Raw genomic sequence first — 17,377 nt, forward strand, 5'->3', positions numbered from 1 at the left:
TACGCATTCAAAACGCCGTCGCCGTGTCGAGTTTCTCGATTTCATGAACAGCCTCACCGCGGCCTTTCCGGGCCGGAAGCTTCACGTCATCCTCGACAACCTCAACACCCACAAGAAGAATGAGAACTGGCTCAAGGCCCATCCCAATGTGCAATTCCATTTCACGCCGACCAGTGCGTCGTGGCTCAATCAGGTCGAGGTATGGTTCTCAATCTTGCAGGGACAATCGCTCAGCGGCACCTCCTTCACAAGCCTCAAGCAGCTTCAGGAACACATCGATGCCTACGTCAACGCGTACAACGACAAAGCCGAGCCCTTCGTCTGGACCAAGAAAAAGGTCCGTCAACGCCGTTTCAAAGGCCGCCGTCTCACTCAGCTCTGATTCCGGGTACTAGGGTAGCGGTAACTGGGATTTCAGGGCTCAGTTTGAGAATGAAACGCTGCCGGGGCATGTATTTCGAGCCCGGCTGCGCGGCGGCGATCAAGGTGACGCGCTCTCATCCTGATTGTCGCGCCATACCCGGCAGCGTTCTATTTCGAGAAACTGGAGGCACAGCCGCCCGCGCCCTCAAGCTTATCTCGCAAGGCCGTGATCACGCGATGGACAATCCGTATATCCTTGACCGACAGCCCTTCTGAAAGATCGTTGATCCAGGGAGCCTGCATTCCATTGCGGCTTCGAAGGCGCGCTGTCCATTCTCAGTGAGCACGACGAGCTGCGCCCGTCGGTGATGCGGGTTGACCTCAAAAGATACGAGGCCCTCTCTGTGCAGATCATTGATAACGTTTTGACGATTGCCGCCGAGGTCACGTGCGAGCCAAGCGACCGGTTGGGGACGTTCGGCGGACACAATGGCGCCAAGCACCTGCCAGCGTGCGCTTGTTAGGCCAAGCGGGGCGACCAGACGGTCGCCGGCCGTCAGAAGTAGGCTGTGGAGCCTGAATAGATCGAAAACAAGGTCGGTCAGGGCGTCACTCTCGGGGGTTCGCTCGGCTTTTTTCATTTGTCACCATTGCTTTAATTGACATCATAATGGCGATCTGTTATGTAATCATAATACCAATTAGGCATCACATATTAAATAGCGATGGAGGCACTCATGTCGTTAATACGCCCACTGGACCCTTCCTTTCCGATCGACCGCCAGATTGCTATCGAGGCAAATTCGGTCGTCCTGGTGAACTTATTCACTCTCGACAAAGCCGATGAGGCGGCTTTTCTCAAAACCTGGCAGGACGACGCAGCGTTCATGAAGCGACAGCCGGGCTTCATTTCCACTCAGCTGCACAGAGCTCTCGGCGACAGCTCGACCTATCTGAACTACGCCGTCTGGGAATCCACCGCACACTTCCGCGCGGCCTTCACCCATCCTGACTTTCTAGCAAAAATCGCCACCTATCCGGCCTCGGCGATAGCTTCCCCTCATCTGTTCCAGAAAGTTGCCGTGCCCGGCATCTGCGTTGCCTAGCCCTGCTGTTTTTAGGAAGGGAAGATACTCATGATCAAGTTGATCCATCCTGTCGCTGGCGCCTTGGCTATCGCAACGATCGGCACTTTCGACGGTACTCAGCGAGCTGTTCGCGTCCCATCGACGTTGAAACGGTTCCCCCGGCCGACAGCGCCGAGGCGTTCTCATGATCCAATAGAGGAGCGCGCTATGTCCTGGAAGTGGAAGCCGAGTTGGTACATCTTGGGCGGCAAGGCCAGCATCGTGCAACCGGCCCTTCAATGTCTTGTCACAAAACGCTCGACTGTCCTTAAGATCGACGGCCGCCGCGCCCCCAAGCGGGCCCAGCCCGACCTGGTACTCGATCTGATCCGCAAGGCTGCAAACGCCCTTCTGCACCTAAGGCCGCGCAAGGTGCATCGCAGCCGGTTCAGCGAACCAAAAGGAAATCCGCGCAAGGCGAAGGGCGAAGCGCCATTGCAGACGTCAGCAGAGGTTGTGCGCACCTATAGTGCTGTCGTCGACGCGCTCACAGCCGCGATTCTCAATGCAGAGGCCGCCTTAAACTGGTTGGGCACTCAACCGCCAGATCTGGAAGAAGCCCGGCGAGCACTTAGTACTATCGCTAAGGACGGTAAGCGAGCAGGCGAAATTATCGCTCGACTTCGAGCGCCGAGAGCTATCGCTGAAAGTTGGTGACGGCGGGAATCGGAAAGGCGGCATATCGTGGGGGTGCTTGACGCCTCCACTTCTCCACCGAAGGAACGATATGCCGTGTCCAACGATAGCGTCATCCAGCTGATTCAGCCAGGAATCTTCGACGATCAACTCACAGAAGTCTTGCGCAACGGGGCACGTGCCCTTCTCGCCAAGGCGGTCGAGGCCGAAGTCGCAGACTTTCTCGGCCAGCATGCCGATTTGAAGACCGCGGACGGCCACCAGCGCGTCGTGCGCCACGGTCAAAGGTCTCCACCGGATCGAAGTCCAGGATAGCAAGGGCAATCCAGACCAGGCTGTCCTTGAAATCCGGTATCGTAAAATCCGTATTCTGCCACCGATAGGTAAGCAGTCGCGGTATCCAGCTTTGACTTTGACCGTGATCCACGCTGATGAAAGAGGAGCGCCAAAGAACAGAAAGAAGATTGAATGGAAACTCCTGACCGATCTTCCAGTGCAATCGCACGGGGATGCGATCGAGAAACTCGAATGGTATTCCTTGCGATGGAAGATCGAGGTCTTCCACAAGATACTCAAATCCGGCTGTAGGGCAGAGGACTCGCAACTGCGGACCGCTCAGCGATTGACGAATCTGATCTCGGTATTCTGCATTGTGAGCTGGCGCATTTTTTGGATGACGATGCTTAACCGTTCAGCACCAAATGCCTCACCGGAGTTTGTGCTGACCAAAGGTGAGATCCAATTGCTTGATCGGCTCGTCAAAGACAAGAATCCAGTCAGCACACAACGAAAGACATTGTCGCATTATCTCATCAAGATCGCCAGGCTCGGCGGCTATCTCGCCCGTGCCAACGATCCGCCACCAGGGAATCTGATCATGTGGCGCGGATGTCGCGATTCATCGATATCGCAACGGGAGCGACACTCTGACTCAAAAATGTGGGTAATCGTAAGCTTCATCGTATGCGTACCGTGCTTGCGCTTGAGCTCGCGGTGCACGGTCGTCCAATCAGGTTCGGCGATGCGGCGGTGACCCTGCCGGTTGCCATTGCCGGTCTTGGCGAACAGGCAAAGTTCCAGGGCCGCGTCCGTGAGCTCGTCGGGCAACGGCCAGGTCAGACCCGCGGCCTCGAACCGCCGGATCGCCAGCCGCACCGTCGAGGGCGCAGCTCCTACCCGTCGCGCAATCTCGCGGCTCGGCAGCCCGGCCGCCTTCATCCTGATCACATCGCGCACACGGCGCATCGCAAGCCTCTCCGTCGGCATCCAGGGTCCCCCTTCGCAAAGCCGAAAGGGTTGACCTATGGGAGCCAGAAGAGGCCTCGTCACCCGGGCGACATCATCTCGGAATGGGTGGGCGACTTCAAATCGGAATGCTGGGCGACATCGAGCGGAATCCACACGCGGTTTGCTCATCGCCTTCCCCAATGCCGACGACCCGCCGTCAGGGAATCACGAATCGCTCAAAAGCAAAATCCCAAAACGCAAGAAAGCATGGCCCAACACCCAGCTTTCCTGCAAAATCGAATACTTTATCGTGACAACTTCTGCCTATCTCTCAGGTCAATCCGCATTCTTCACGGACGACCCTTTAGCACTTGTTCTGCTGGCGCTTTGCCCGGTCCGGATTTGGCTTCAACTTCGCTCCTGGTGGCTACCATGAACCAGAAATCCTCCCTCCGCAAAACCATTCAATTTGTCTCACAGAGACCTGACGGCGAACAGCCGTGTGGTCAATCTCGAATCACGGCTTGAATGTCGTTTTTGCTGCTGCGGTTGCTGGCGCTGTCCAGAATCCGCAGTAGACCGCTCGTCTCAGAAGGCCCACAATAGGACGCTGGGTTCGATCAGTATCGTCCCTTCATCAAATAGGCGAGCATCTCACCCTTTCCTTTCAGTTCGACTGCGCCGCGTTCGACGAACAGGAACTGGTCTTTCAGCAATTTTCTGACATGGGCGGATACTTGGATCTCGCCGGGGAGGCCGCGTGACTCCTTGCGCATGATGGGAAGTCACCGTGAAGGCCATGAGCTGCTCGAGCGACATGCCGTCCTCGGCATAGATCTCGAGCAACGCGGGCGAGACCGCGGCGAGGCGCAGGCGCTGCTTCACCACGTTGACCGAGGTGAAGAAGGCGGCGGCGATGTCCTCCTCGGTCTGGCCCCTCTCGCGCAGAGCCTGGAAGGCACGGAATTGGTCGAGCGGGTGAAGCGGTGCGCGCTGGATGTTCTCGGCGAGCGAGTCGTCCTCGGCGAGAATGTCGGTCGCGGGATCGCGCACGACGCAAGGCACCAATGCGGGTCTTGGCGAGGCGCTTCTGCTTTACGAGAGCTCCAGCGCGCGGTACCGGCGCCCGCCGGCCGGTATCTCAAAAATGCCAGTCTCAGTGCCTTCGGAGTCGAGGACCGGCCGCACGTTGATGCTTTGGAGCAAGGTACGCCGAGCGATGTCCTCGGCCAACTCCTCGATGGAAATGCCGGCCTTTACGCGCCGGTCGTTTGACTGGCTGAGCACGAGCTTATTGAAGGGAATGTCGAGCGAGGACGAGAGGGTGATCTTCTGAACGGTATTCGCCATGGGTGATACTCCGCGACGGGCGGCCCAAAGACTCTCCTCTGGGCCTCCAACCCGTCACGAAGCGCAGCACCGCCCTCTTCCTCTGAGGGCAGCACCGGCCAACCGACGATCAGGAAAAACGGAAAGGCACGAAGCCGGAGACACGCCGTTCCGCATCTCAGGCTTTCCGGGTATCAGGCTGCGCGGTCGAGCAGCTTTTTCGCGCGCGCCTCCAGATCGAGACGTGCGTCCTGATGGGTCTTGCCCCGCGCAACCGCTGTGATGCCTTGCACGAAATCGAAGACGCTCTCGGGCTTGCGTCCTTCCTCGGACAGCACCGTTTCGATGAACTTCGCTGTCTCAGTCTTCGAGAAGCCGCGCTTGCGCAGGAACTCGCTACGGTCGTCGTCGGTGCGGGCGACGATCATTTCTCGCGCGGCCCTGATGCCATTGACGAAGGGGCATTGATTGGGAATTGGCAAAGCTCGTCAGCGCCGGCACCGCCTCGTGCGCGAAGCGTGAGGCGGCGTATTTGGAGTGGCGGATGGTGATCTCCTCGAAATCCTCTACACCCCAGAGATTGCTGTTCTGGCAGACGGCGCGGAGATAGAAGCTCGCCATCCCGAGTGTCTTGGCACCCACCTCGGAATTCCAGCAGTAGAAGCCACGGCGAGCCATCACGCAGCCGGCCGGCCTCGATCGGGTTGAGGTCGTCGACCAGGAACAGGAAGACGTCGCGGTTCGACGCGTAGAGAGTCGTCGTATCCTCGCTGATGTCGACATGCGGATTATAGACGCCGGTCGACCAGTCGAGCACGCCCGGGACTTTCCAGCGCGTGTCGCCCGAGCCATTGCCGGCGATGCGCTGAACGGCCGCCACGAGTTCGTGGTCAAAAATGCGCCCGTATTCGGGCCCCGTAACCGCGCGAAGATCGACGCGACCGTCTTCGATCTCGAGCGTCTTGACCTGCTCGCCTCGATGAGAGCTGAGGCCAAATTGGAGATTGATGCCAGCGAGCGGCGCCGGAAGCTGCCGGAGGTAGGCGGCCGGCGCGCCGACCAGGCTCGCGAGTTGGCCGAAGCTCCAGTGGGTCGGTGCGATAGGCGTATCGGAGCCGGGCAACGTTAGCACCAGCCGTTCCGCGTCGTTACGATCCGCCTCGACGCGGATCGCTGCGCTCTCCACCGTCCGGGTCCGGCTATGCGGGTCCGTCCGCGCACGGCGGCATAAAGGTCCGACAGGGACAGATAGCGCTCGTCCGCCGGCCGCGAGAACCACTCCGAGGATACGCGGCCAACGCTCACCGCGGGTCAGGTCCACCTTGTAGCCGCCGATGCGGTCGCGGCCCGTGCTAAGAACTTCGACTTGGGTCATGGGTCGTCTCCATGACGGGCGCCGGAGGCCTCTTCTCCAGCCCTCAACCCGTCCCGGAAAACCCGGTCAGCGCCCTCACTCTTTCGGGAGCATTGCGGGAACTCGGATGCCAGGGGAAGGCGTTCCCCCTCAAGTGACCTAGATTGTCCGAAATTTGTATACCTATTTCGGACAAGAAACTTGCCCTGTGTCCGAAAAAGAGCTGCAATTTTCGGACATGAACAGCCACCCGCCCGACCTCAAGACCGTCATGCTTGACCGCATCCGTGAGGACGCGCCGCGGAAGGTCTGGACGCCCAGTGACTTCGTCGACCTCTCCTCGCGGGACGCCGTTGATAAGACGCTGCAGCGGCTAGCGAATGCCGGAACCCTGAGGCGGATCGATCGCGGGCTCTACGATCAGCCTGGCTTCAACAGGCTCACCCAAAAACCTAACCCTCCCGATCCGCGCTCGGTCATCGACGCAGTCGGAAGACGCGACCGAACGCGGATGCTTGTCGACGGCATAACCGCGGCGAACGATTTGGGTTTGACTGACGCCGTCCCGGCCAAAATCGTGGTGCACACCGAGGCGTGTCGTCGCGCGATAAAGCTTGGTAACGTGACGATCACCTTTCGTCCGACCGCAGCCAGCAAGCTATTCTGGGCCGGGCGACCGGCCATGCGCGTTGTCCAAGCGCTTCATTGGCTGCGGGATCTCTTAACACGAGAGGGCGAGAACGATCAGGTCGAGCGCAAGCTCGCCAGGCTTTTCGAGGGTCCGACAGCGGGGCCGCTGCTCAAAGCCGATCTCACCGCCGGCATGTCGGCTCTTCCGACATGGATGCGGGTGTTTCTCAAACCGCTCATCGAAACCGATGCTGGCCTTGGTCGCCGGCATAACGATGATGATCGTGATGATGCTAATCATGCTGGCGGTGATCATGATCGTCATCGACAAGGAAGAGGCGACGGTGATGATGGTCAGCGTCACCCTGCCGTCGCACGTCCGAAGCCGAAACCACGCTCCACGCGGAAGAAGCCAACCGCCAATCGCGCGGCACAACTCGGAGGGTGTAGGCATGAACCCGGCTTTCGATGAGGTTCTCGTGGCCGGGTCGGGGCTGCGCCTCGGTACGGCATCCCAGAATATCGAGAAGGACTTTTGGGTCTGCTGGACGCTGGATGCCTTATTCCATGGCCTGAAGACGGGAGGACCGCGCCTCCTTTTCAAAGGCGGAACATCCTTGTCTAAAGGGTTCGGTCTGATCAATCGTTTCTCCGAAGATATAGACGTAACGGTGTTTCGGGATGATATCGGCGAGCCGGCGACCATCGAGGAGCTTGACGCGCTCAGCGGCAAGAAACGTCGGGAGCGGCTTGATGCAATCAAGGACGCCTGCAAAGCTTACATTAATGGCTCGCTGCGCGCTGAGTTGACGCGGATCCTCCAGCATCGGCTTCAGGCTGCCGGCCTCGATGCCGGTGCAGCACGCGTGGAAGCCGACGAGGCCGATCCCGACGGGCAGACGCTGTTGATCTGGTATCCCGCGGCGACACCGCGGTCGGATTATGTGCGGGCGGCGATCAAGATCGAGTCAGGCGCAAAATCCGCGCTCGACCCAAATAGCGATGTGCCGATAACGCACCTTCTGGGACAAGGTCGTCATCCTCCATGGGTTGCGCCGCTGGTTCGACCAGCGCGGCGAGCTGCGCGGCGGCGGTCAACGCGTGTCCCGTCACTACTACGACCTGCACCAGCTAGTTCGGGACCCGATCGGAGAAGCCGCTATGGCTGACACAGAGCTCGGCGCGGACTGCGTCGGCGCATGCCCGCATGTTCTTCAATCGACCGGACTTTGATCTTGCGAGTGCGGCGCCCGGTTCGTTCGCGCTGGCCCCACATGACGCGATGATCGACCAGTTGCGCGTCGATTACAGAGCCATGAAAGGCATGATCTTCGGCGAACCGCCAAACTTTGAAGCTGTGCTCGCCAGCATCAGTTCGCTCGAAGCTCGCCTGAATCAGAACGGAGGGGGCCAACGAGAGGCGCGATGAAGCCATAAGCGTCCACTCCGACGAATTGCGCCCGCTTTTCCTGAGGCGCGCGCCGCGCCGATAAATGACGCTCGGTATCAAGGGAAGTACTAAGAAATTAGCCCGAACCGATGCTCCCTTTGTCTGACTGCCCGCGAGGCTAATGCGAGCGGGTCGCCGAGCGCAGCGGAAGCCTCCCTGCCCATCAACTCGTCGCCGTCACGCGCAAGTATTTTTACTCCGCTCTGCTTAGCAGATCTGCTCCCGCCCACGACCACCATCGCGGGAGTGCGCTAACGCTCGATCCCCGGCATTGATGTATCTGAAGAATCTCATTTTCATTTGCCGCTGCAGCGGCCAACATGAATTGGCTCACAGCCCGCAGATCGAGATTTAAGCGAGCGCTTCAAAAAGGGCAAAATTCATGCGCCATCCTGATCCTGCAATGATCCCGGTCGGGTTGTGGCCACAGCCAACGGAAGCTGTGGCCAAAGGACGATCTAGATCGGATTGTCGCGCCGGCGAAGGTCATGAAACCACGGAAAAGGGACGGGAGGGATCGAGCCTGGAATCAAGCGCTGCAAATGATTGCCGCCCGGCTGTCGCGCGGGCCGGCACTTTACGTTAACATCCGCTGGCCAGCTTGTAATGCGCACCCGAATCCGATCGCCTCGGGAGCAAAGGGCGATCATCCGACCGCTTGACCCTTCCCACCCTCAGAGCTGGGACAATCCCGATAATGAGGAAATTTGGCTTGAGCTGGCGCGCGCCATTGGGCGACAGATTGCACGGGACGAAAAGGATGTCACGGGCAGCCGATAGGGGAACGGCATGACGGCAGGGTCACCCAAAATGAGAGCCGTACTATACGCCCGCTATTCCAGCGACATGCAAAAGGCGACCTCGATTGACGGTCAGCTATTGCTCTGCCGAAAGGTCGCCGAACGCAATAACCTAGATGTCATCGATGAATTCGTCGATGCCGCAAAGTCTGGTCTTACCGAAGATGCGCGGGACGGCTATCAACGATTGCTAAACGGTGTTCGAAACCATGACTTTGACGTGGTCATCGTTGAGCATTTCGACCGCTTGTCGCGCGATCCCGCAACGATCCAGCGCCTAAAGCAGGTTTTCGAGTTCAACGGCGTTGAGCTGATGGATCAGAAAGGCATTTACGCCACCGCTACCGATATCAGCATCGCAAGTCTCTATAACACGATTTACAAACCGCAGCTTGCCGACAAGGTTCGGCGCGGCCATGACAACGCTGTCGCTAACGGAAAAATTCCGGGCTCATACGCGTATGGCTATCGGCCGAGGCCTGGTGCGCCCGGCGAGCGCCTGATCGATAAGAACGAAGCAAAGATCGTACTCCGCATCTTCAAGGAATATGCTTCGGGCCGTTCAACCCGAAATATTGCAGCTGACCTCTCCCACGAAGGTGTGCCCTCGCCTGGCGCCACCCGTCACAAGGACAAGGCCGGTCGCACCACTTGGAATCATCAGTGCATCACTGGCGGTCGTCATGGTCGCGGCATTATCGGCAACGAGTTGTATATCGGCGAGATACATTGGAACGTTCGCTCGACAATTCTCAACCCGGAAACGCAGAAGAAACAGAAGCGCCGCAATCCGGAAGAACGGCACATCATCGTCAAGAATCCCGAGCTACGGATCATTCCGCAAGCACTCTGGGATACGGTGCAGAAGGTTCGCAGCGCGCGCGCTGTCCATATGTTCGGGCCGACCGGCAAGCCGCAGCGCCGCTCAATGATTCCGCGCAACAATGAGCACCCGCTTGCCGGTGTCCTCCGGTGCGGCGTTTGCAACGGCCCTATGCGAATTGCGCAATCGTCCCGGAATGGCGCGCCGCGCGCCGCATGCGCCAACGCGCATCAGCGAGGCACCTGCGAGCACACCCGTAGCTTTGACATGGACGTTCTACTTGAGGATGTTTCCGTCAAGATTGACGTGAAATTGCTTTCGCCAAAAGCCATTGAAGAGGCGATGAGTGCTTGGCAGGAGGAACGCAAGAAAGATCGAAAAAAAGTTAGCGAACGCACCAATCTCGAGCGTCGACGCCGTACGCTAACTGCCGAGATAGAGCGCCTATCATATGCCATCGCAAACAGCCGTCGTAAACCCGATGAGCTGCTCAAGCGGATCGATGAGTGCGATATGGAGCGCGAAAACGTTGATGCGCGCTTGCGGCTGCTGGGCAACGGCAGCGAGAACGTGAGCCCGTTTGACCACCCGAAGTTCGGCGAGCTTTACCGTTCGGAAGTTAAAAAATTGCTCACCGCGCTCAAGATAAATTCGAAAGCGATCGAAACCCGCGTCGCCTTCCGTAACTTGATTGACTGCATTTTGGTGCATCCAGTTCGCAAGCGGATGCCCTACGAATATACGCCCTACCTGAAAAGTGCCGCCCTTTGCGGCATGAAGCTTTTCCCGGAAAACCGACGCAAGGGAGAAAAAATCGACATGTTGGCCTACTACGATAACGGCAAATCAGGGAAGTCCGTGTCCTCGTAATAGACGCGGACCTGCATGTGATGGCGGCCGTCGCGGATCTCGCCGTCGAGATGAGCTGTCACGTCGCGAGCCTCTTCGCTTGTCGCTAACCGGCCCGTTTTTGCGCAAAAACAGCCGGCGGCGCAAGCGGGGCTAGGACACAGCCGGCCCTGTCCTTCCCAGCGTCACCTCGACGATCTCGGGCGGCACGCCGAATCGGACCGGCATGATGCTGCAACCGAGGCCGCCGGAGACAATGAGATCGCATTTCAGCCTGATATGGCCATAGGCGAGCCGGATGCCCTGCTGCTTTGCGACGGCGGGGGACCAGCCGAGCAGGCGGACCTGGCCGCCATGGGTATGGCCGGATAGTTGCAGCGCGACGCGCGCGGGCACGCGCGGCGCGATATTGGGCTCATGCGCCAGCAGGATCACAGGCGCATCGTCGGTGACCTTGGCGAGCGTGGCGTTGAGATCGTCGGCGCCGAAGTGCGCCATGCTGCGCAAGCGCCGCGCCGGCAGGAAGGCCAGCTGATCACCTAAGCCGGCGAGCCAGAATGGGCGGCCATCCTTGGTGAGGCGGACCGCGTCGTTCTCGTAGACAGGAATGCCGGCTGCTTCGAGCGCACGATGCGCCATCGTCGGCCCGCGCCCCGTGCGCTGCACGGTCTTGTCGTCCCAATAATCGTGATTGCCCATGACGGCATGGACGCCGAGCGGCGCCTTGAGGCCGGCGAGCACCCTCGCCCATTCCCTCGACGGAATGAAGCGCGTGACATGATGGAGACCGGCGACATAATCGCCGAGCAGCACGACGAGGTCGGCGTTCAGCGCATTGGTGCGCTCGACGATGCCCTCGATCCGCTCCAGCGACATCCAGGGATCGCAGGCATGGATATCGGCGATGGCGGCGATCTTCAGCGGCAGATCCGCCGGCCATTGCCGCGGCTTCGGATGATAGCGGGTGACGCGGAGCCGCAGCACCGGCTCGACGCCGACGCCATAGGCGGCGGTCGAGACACCGAGGACGGACAGGCCGCCGATGGAACGAATGAAATGACGACGCGTGATCATGAAAATCCGATCGAGATGCGCCTTCTTGATGGGGTCCGATTGGAGCGGAATTGGGGTGCGCTCGTGCAGATCGTCTGCACGAGATGACCGGAAATTGATGACAGAAGGCTGGATTAGCGCAGATCAGTCGTCGCTCTCGTCCGTCCCGAACAGGCCGAACTGTGCCGCAGCATCGCGCGAGGGCTCGGCGATGCCGAGATGGCGGAAGGCATGCGAGGTGAGCAGGCGGCCGCGCGGAGTGCGCTGGAGGTAGCCGCACTGGATGAGGTAAGGCTCGATGATGTCCTCGATCGCATCGCGCGGCTCGGACAAGGCGGCGGCCATGGTCTCGACGCCGACCGGGCCGCCGCCATAGTTTGTCGCGATGGTCGAGAGATAGCGGCGATCCATGGCATCTAGCCCAGCGGCGTCGACCTCGAGCGCGCTCAGCGCGTGGTCGGCGATCTTGCGATCGATCTTGTCGGCATCGGCTGCGGAGGCAAAATCGCGCACGCGCCTGAGCAACCGCCCGGCGATGCGCGGCGTGCCGCGGGCGCGGCGCGCGATCTCGTTGGCGCCGTCAGAGGTCATGCCGACATTGAGCACGCGCGCGCCGCGGCTGACGATGCTCTCCAGTTCCTCGATGGTGTAGAAATTCAGCCGCACCGGAATGCCGAAGCGGTCGCGCAACGGATTGGTGAGCAGGCCCGCGCGCGTGGTGGCGCCGACGAGCGTGAATTTCGACAGCTCGATCTTGACCGAGCGCGCCGCCGGACCCTCGCCGATGATGAGGTCGAGCTGAAAATCCTCCATCGCGGGATAGAGCACCTCTTCCACCGCCGGGCTCAGGCGATGGATCTCGTCGATGAAGAGCACGTCGCGCTCTTCGAGATTGGTGAGGAGCGCGGCGAGATCGCCCGCCTTGGCGATGACAGGGCCCGAGGTGGCACGGAAGCCGACGCCGAGTTCCTTCGCGACGATCTGCGCCAGCGTGGTCTTGCCGAGGCCCGGGGGGCCTACGAACAGCACGTGATCCAGCGCCTCGCCGCGCTTGCGCGCCGCCTCGATGAAGATCGAGAGGTTCTTGCGCGCCTGCTGCTGGCCGACGAAATCCGACAGCGATTGCGGACGCAGCGCGGTGTCACCGACATCGTCGCTGCGGCGCTCGGGCGAGACCATGCGGTTGGCCTTGGGGTCGCTCACTCAGCGAACTCCTCGTAGGGTGGGCAAAGGCGCGCTTCGCGCCGTGCCCACCATGTCTCCAGTCGGTTGAAAGATGGGGGGCACGCTTCCGCCTTCGCTCTTCGAGCTACGGCGGACAAGTCGCTTTGCCCACCCTACGAGACTGACCATTGCCGCGCTCACTTCGCCAATTCCTTCAGGCCGAGCCGGATGAGCTGCGCCGTCCCGGCGCCTTCACCCGCGCTGCGCGAGGCCGATGCAATCGCAGCAGCCGCCTGCGGCTGGCCGTAGCCGAGATTGACCAGCGCGGAGATCGCATCGGCAACCGGACGTGGTGCGCGCTGATCGTCGACGGCACCGGCAAGATGCACGACGGCGGGATCGACATTGGCGAAGGCCGGCGCCTTGTCCTTCAGTTCCGTGACGATGCGCTCGGCGACCTTGGGGCCGACGCCGGGCGTGCGCGCCACCGCCGCCTTGTCGCGCAGCGCAATCGCATTGGCGAGATCGGCCGGCACCAGCGTGCCGAGCACGGCGAGCGCGACCTTGGCGCCCACGCCCTGCACGGTCTGGAGCAGGCGAAACCATTCGCGCTCCTGGTCGGTGCGGAAGCCGAACAGTTTTATTTGATCCTCGCGGACATAGGTCTCGATCGACAGCACGGCGGCCTCGCCCGGCGAGGGCAGATGCTGCAGCGTGCGCGAGGAGCAGTGCACCTGATAGCCGACGCCGCCGACGTCGAGGATGACGAAATCCTCGCCGTAGGAATCGATCAGGCCCTTGAGCTTGCCGATCATCGCTGCGCACCCATCGCTTGAAGGACGCTCGGCATCGTCTGTCCGTTCCCTCCCCCCTTGTGGGGGAGGGTTAGGGAGGGGGGTGCCACACGGGGATTGTCTCGAAGGCGTGAGGAATGCGCGCCAGGCTTGACGGCGGCACCGCCGCTGCGGCTACCCCTCTCCCCGACCCTCCCCCACAAGGGGGGAGGGAGCACACCGTCCACGCGGCTCATCTGTGCCTCACAACGCGCATTAGAGACCCGCCACCTTCAGCCTAAGCGCGGTGCTCTGGCGGTGATGGGCGTGGGTGATGGCGATGGCGAGCGCGTCGGCGGCGTCGGCTGACGGCGGCTCGGCTTTCGGCAGCAGAATCTTCAGCATCATCGCGATCTGGGCCTTCTCGGCGTGACCGGCGCCGACGACGGTTTTCTTGACCTGATTGGGCGCGTATTCGGCGACCGGGATGCCGAACATTGCGGGCGCCAGCATGGCGACGCCGCGGGCCTGACCGAGCTTCAGCGTCGCGACGCCGTCCTTGTTGACGAAGGTCTGCTCGACCGCGGCTTCGATCGGCTGATGGTTCGAGAGCACGGCCGCGAGCCCTTCATGGATCGCGAGCAGCCGGCTCGCCAGCGGCAGGTCGTTCGCCGGTTCCACCGAGCCGCAGGCCACGTAGATCAGGCGGTTGCCGTCAGCCTCGATCACGCCCCAGCCGGTGCGGCGCAGGCCGGGGTCGATGCCGATGATGCGAACGGGGCCACGAATCGGGAGCGCAGTCATGGGCCAGTGATAGCGGCTGGCCGGGCGCAGGGAAACAGAAACAGAACGGAAGTAACAGGGGAAGTGGGGCCCTCGCCGAAGAGTGCCGCGCTGTCCATCATGCACTCCAGTGTCATACCCCGCGAAAGCGGGGTATCCAGTACGCTGCGGCTTCTCCGTACCTTACTGGCTTCTCTGGAATGCTGGGTCGCCCGGTCAAGCCGGGCGACGACAGCGGAATTCGGTGCTGGCGATCAGCCGCCCATCTTCGCCATCAGCGCGTCCGACACCTCGAAATTGGCGTAGACGTTCTGGACATCGTCGTGCTCGTTGAGCAAATCCATCAGCTTGAGCAGCTTCTCGCCGGTCTCGTCGTCGACGGCGACCGTGTTCTGCGGCTTCCAGATCAGCGCGGCCTTGCGCGGCTCGCCGAACTTGGCTTCCAGCGCCTTGGCGACGTCGCGATAGCCTTCGGTCGAGGCGTAGATCTCGTGACCGCCTTCGCCGGAGACGACGTCGTCGGCGCCGGCCTCGATCGCGGCATCGAGCACGGCGTCGTCGGAAGCGACGCTGCGGTCGTATTCGATGATGCCGGTGCGGTCGAACATGAAGGAGACCGAGCCGGTTTCGCCGAGATTGCCGCCGGACTTGGTGAAGAAGGAGCGGATGTCGGAGGCGGCGCGGTTGCGGTTGTCGGTCAGCGCTTCGACGATGACGGCGACGCCGCCGGGGCCGTAACCCTCGTAGCGGATCTCGTCATAGTTCTCGCCGTCGCTGCCGAGCGCCTTCTTGATGGCGCGCTCGATGTTGTCCTTCGGCATGTTCTCCTGCCGCGCCGCGATCACGGCGGCGCGCAGACGGGGGTTCATGGCGGGGTCGGGCGTACCGAGCTTGGCGGCGACCGTGATTTCCCGCGCCAGCTTGCCGAACAGCTTCGACTTCTGGGCATCCTGCCGCCCCTTGCGGTGCATGATGTTCTTGAATTGGGAATGTCCGGCCATGCGTGGTCTCTTGGGAAATCGTCAGCCAAAGGTGAGCGTGGGAAGCGCGGCCTTATAGGCCGCCACCCCACCGGAATCAAAGGGATCTGCTGCTCCAAGGTAGCACTGTAAAGATAGCCGCCGTAATGGCCGGCGCCTAGAGATCGGGCATTGTTAACCCTGATTTCATTCCAGCCTGCGAAAATAGCGCCCGACCGTTCCCCGACAAGAGAGAGCTGATGGCGTTCGGACTATTTCGGAAGCGTCTGCCGGACCGGGCTGCGCCCGCGACCGCCCCGGCGGCTCCGCAGCCGGCGGCCCATTCCGAGCCCACTCCCGCGGCCGAGACTGATTCGGCGCGGGAAATCCTGGAGCTGTTGGAACTCGAGCTGGGCGCCATGATCCGCCAGCTCGAACGCGCCGCCAATTCGGTGGCCGGCGGCGCTGAGGCGACCGCGGCGACGCTTGCCGCCATCCGCGACCGCACCGATGCCCTGACCGGCCGGACCAATGCCGCGCAATCGACCGCCTCCACCTTCGCCCATGCCGCCGACAAGTTCACCCAGTCCGCGCTGGGAATCGGGGCTCAGGTTCGCGAGGCCGGCAAGCTCGCCGACGAGGCCAGCGCCGCGGCGCAGGAAGCCCGCGCCAATGTCGACCGCTTGCGCGAATCCTCTGCCGCCATCGGCAACGTCGTCAATCTGATCGCGCAGATCGCGCGGCAGACGACGCTGCTCGCCCTCAATTCGACGATCGAGGCCGCACGCGCGGGTGCTGCGGGAAGAGGCTTTGCGGTCGTCGCAACCGAGGTCAAGGCGCTCGCCGTGCAGACGCAAAGCGCGACCGAAGAGATCACAAAGAAGATCGACGCGCTCCAGCGCGACGCCGCCGGCTCCGCGGATGCCGTGCACCGCATCTCGCAGGCGATCGAGGCGATCCGCCCGGTCTTCGAGACCGTCAACGGGGCGGTTGCCGAACAGAACGCCACCACCAGCGAAGTCTCCGGCAATGCCGCGAGCGCCTCGGAGTTCATCGTCTCGGTCGGCGAGAGCGCGGCCGAGATCGATGCCGCGACCAAGGCGGCCGAGAGCCACGGCGAGAACGTCGCCAGTGCCGGCAAGGCCGTCACCACCTTCGCACAAAAGCTGAAGTCGCGTTGCGCCGTGCTGCTCCGCCAGAGCGAGCATGACGATCGCCGCAAGACCGAGCGGCTGCCCTGCCATCTCAAGTTCGAGAGCACGCGCGGCGTGATGCCGGTCTATGAAATCTCGATGGACGGCGTGCTGATCGGCGGCGCGGACGTCAGCCGTCTCGCACCGCAAGCTATGATCGAGGGCACCCTCGAAGACGTCGGTGCCTGTCGCCTGCGCGTGATCGAGCAGTCCAAGGCCGGCGCCCGCGCGCAGTTCGCCGGCCCCAATGCCGAGCTCCGCGAAAAGATCGAGGACAAGCTCTGGTCGATCCACGAGGAGAACACCGAGTTCGTCACCCGCGCGATGGAGGCGGGCAACGCGCTGACCAGGATCTTCGAGCAGGCGGTTGCGCGCGGCGAAGTCAGGATCGACGATCTCTTCGACACCGACTATGCCGAGATCGCCGGAACCAATCCGCAGCAATACCGCACGAAATATCTCGGCTGGGCCGACCGGGCCCTGCCGCCGTTCCAGGAAGCCTTTCTGGCGAAGGACCAGCGCATGGCGTTCTGCGCCATGGTCGACCGCAACGGCTTCCTCCCGGTGCACAACAAGATCTATTCGCATCCGCAGCGGCCGGGCGACGTCGCCTGGAATACGGCCAACAGCCGCAACCGGCGGATATTCAACGATCCGGCGGGGCTCGCCGCCGCGCGCAACCTGCGATCGTACCTGGTCCAAACCTATGCGCGCGACATGGGCAATGGCACCACCGTGATGATGCGCGAGATCGACGTCCCGATCCGCGTGCAGGGCCGGCACTGGGGCGGATTCCGCACCGCCTACAAACTCTAGTGCACGCTCAGGCAAGACGCCGCCCCCGAATCATCCTCTAAGTCGCCG

The 17,377-nt window shown here is 61.7% G+C and carries 13 protein-coding genes and 7 pseudogenes; 9 read left to right on the forward strand and 11 right to left on the reverse strand.

Annotated elements, in window-relative coordinates:
* On the forward strand, positions 1–382 hold a 382-nt coding region (locus E4K64_RS28855), incomplete at its 5' end, for a transposase (protein WP_209311893.1).
* A 149-nt stretch (positions 383–531) separates the two neighbouring features.
* On the opposite strand, the pseudogene E4K64_RS28860 reads toward E4K64_RS28855, so the two are convergent.
* Positions 532–1,004: pseudogene (locus tag E4K64_RS28860) on the reverse strand (MarR family winged helix-turn-helix transcriptional regulator).
* A gap of 96 nt (positions 1,005–1,100) precedes the next feature.
* On the opposite strand from E4K64_RS28860, the gene E4K64_RS28865 reads away from it, so the two are divergent.
* The 4 genes and pseudogenes from E4K64_RS28865 to E4K64_RS28880 form a co-directional block, all read left to right on the forward strand.
* A complete protein-coding gene (locus tag E4K64_RS28865) occupies positions 1,101–1,469 on the forward strand; it encodes an antibiotic biosynthesis monooxygenase family protein (protein WP_235884807.1) in 369 nt (122 codons plus the stop codon).
* A gap of 30 nt (positions 1,470–1,499) precedes the next feature.
* A complete protein-coding gene (locus E4K64_RS28870) occupies positions 1,500–2,147 on the forward strand; it encodes a hypothetical protein (RefSeq protein WP_126261891.1) in 648 nt (215 codons plus the stop codon).
* 75 nt (positions 2,148–2,222) lie between these two features.
* Positions 2,223–2,408 (forward strand): annotated as a pseudogene (locus E4K64_RS28875) (IS256 family transposase); the annotation flags it as partial.
* A 16-nt stretch (positions 2,409–2,424) separates the two neighbouring features.
* Positions 2,425–2,967: pseudogene (locus E4K64_RS28880) on the forward strand (transposase); the annotation flags it as partial.
* Here E4K64_RS28880 and E4K64_RS41920 read toward each other — a convergent pair.
* The 4 genes and pseudogenes from E4K64_RS41920 to E4K64_RS28900 form a co-directional block, all read right to left on the reverse strand.
* On the reverse strand, positions 2,961–3,542 hold the full coding sequence (locus tag E4K64_RS41920; protein ID WP_430642534.1) for a helix-turn-helix domain-containing protein: 582 nt from the start codon (positions 3,540–3,542) through the stop codon (positions 2,961–2,963). The pseudogene E4K64_RS28880 and the gene E4K64_RS41920 sit on opposite strands and share 7 nt — an antisense overlap.
* 431 nt (positions 3,543–3,973) lie before the next feature.
* Positions 3,974–4,129 (reverse strand): adenylate/guanylate cyclase domain-containing protein, encoded by a 156-nt coding sequence (locus E4K64_RS41925; protein WP_126261892.1) that lies wholly within the window; start codon positions 4,127–4,129, stop codon positions 3,974–3,976.
* Positions 4,122–4,703: pseudogene (locus E4K64_RS28895) on the reverse strand (ParB/RepB/Spo0J family partition protein); the annotation flags it as partial. The gene E4K64_RS41925 and the pseudogene E4K64_RS28895, both read right to left, overlap by 8 nt.
* A gap of 173 nt (positions 4,704–4,876) precedes the next feature.
* Positions 4,877–6,057: pseudogene (locus E4K64_RS28900) on the reverse strand (DUF932 domain-containing protein).
* 154 nt (positions 6,058–6,211) lie between these two features.
* Here E4K64_RS28900 and E4K64_RS28905 point away from each other — a divergent pair.
* The 3 genes and pseudogenes from E4K64_RS28905 to E4K64_RS28915 all read left to right on the forward strand — a co-directional run bounded on the left by E4K64_RS28905 (position 6,212) and on the right by E4K64_RS28915 (position 10,609).
* Entirely contained in the window at positions 6,212–7,138 is a 927-nt protein-coding gene (locus E4K64_RS28905) for a DUF6088 family protein (RefSeq protein ID WP_235884808.1), read from the forward strand.
* Positions 7,119–8,095 (forward strand): annotated as a pseudogene (locus E4K64_RS28910) (nucleotidyl transferase AbiEii/AbiGii toxin family protein). The gene E4K64_RS28905 and the pseudogene E4K64_RS28910 overlap by 20 nt, the downstream one beginning before the upstream one ends.
* A gap of 810 nt (positions 8,096–8,905) precedes the next feature.
* On the forward strand, positions 8,906–10,609 hold the full coding sequence (locus tag E4K64_RS28915) for a recombinase family protein (RefSeq protein WP_126261893.1): 1,704 nt from the start codon (positions 8,906–8,908) through the stop codon (positions 10,607–10,609).
* Here E4K64_RS28915 and E4K64_RS41930 read toward each other — a convergent pair.
* From E4K64_RS41930 to E4K64_RS28945, 6 genes and pseudogenes are all read right to left on the reverse strand, one after another.
* Positions 10,591–10,671 (reverse strand): annotated as a pseudogene (locus E4K64_RS41930) (acyl-CoA thioester hydrolase); the annotation flags it as partial. The gene E4K64_RS28915 and the pseudogene E4K64_RS41930 overlap by 19 nt on opposite strands.
* Before the next feature lie 70 nt (positions 10,672–10,741).
* Positions 10,742–11,662 carry a metallophosphoesterase gene (locus tag E4K64_RS28925; protein WP_135166509.1) on the reverse strand — a complete coding sequence of 307 codons (921 nt, stop codon included), beginning with the start codon at positions 11,660–11,662 and terminating at the stop codon, positions 10,742–10,744.
* A gap of 123 nt (positions 11,663–11,785) precedes the next feature.
* Entirely contained in the window at positions 11,786–12,844 is a 1,059-nt protein-coding gene (ruvB, locus tag E4K64_RS28930) for a Holliday junction branch migration DNA helicase RuvB (protein ID WP_126261895.1), read from the reverse strand.
* A 158-nt stretch (positions 12,845–13,002) separates the two neighbouring features.
* On the reverse strand, positions 13,003–13,620 hold the full coding sequence (gene ruvA, locus E4K64_RS28935; RefSeq protein ID WP_135166510.1) for a Holliday junction branch migration protein RuvA: 618 nt from the start codon (positions 13,618–13,620) through the stop codon (positions 13,003–13,005).
* 234 nt (positions 13,621–13,854) lie between these two features.
* Entirely contained in the window at positions 13,855–14,382 is a 528-nt protein-coding gene (gene ruvC / locus E4K64_RS28940; protein WP_135166511.1) for a crossover junction endodeoxyribonuclease RuvC, read from the reverse strand.
* Positions 14,383–14,615: 233 nt separating this feature from the next.
* A complete protein-coding gene (locus E4K64_RS28945) occupies positions 14,616–15,362 on the reverse strand; it encodes a YebC/PmpR family DNA-binding transcriptional regulator (RefSeq protein ID WP_126261898.1) in 747 nt (248 codons plus the stop codon).
* Positions 15,363–15,580: 218 nt separating this feature from the next.
* Here E4K64_RS28945 and E4K64_RS28950 point away from each other — a divergent pair, with 218 nt between their 5' ends.
* Complete coding sequence (locus tag E4K64_RS28950) at positions 15,581–17,329, forward strand: methyl-accepting chemotaxis protein (RefSeq protein ID WP_135166512.1); 1,749 nt, start codon at positions 15,581–15,583, stop codon at positions 17,327–17,329.
* Positions 17,330–17,377: the final 48 nt, after the last annotated feature.

The organism is Bradyrhizobium frederickii, assembly GCF_004570865.1.
Taxonomy (GTDB): domain Bacteria; phylum Pseudomonadota; class Alphaproteobacteria; order Rhizobiales; family Xanthobacteraceae; genus Bradyrhizobium; species Bradyrhizobium frederickii.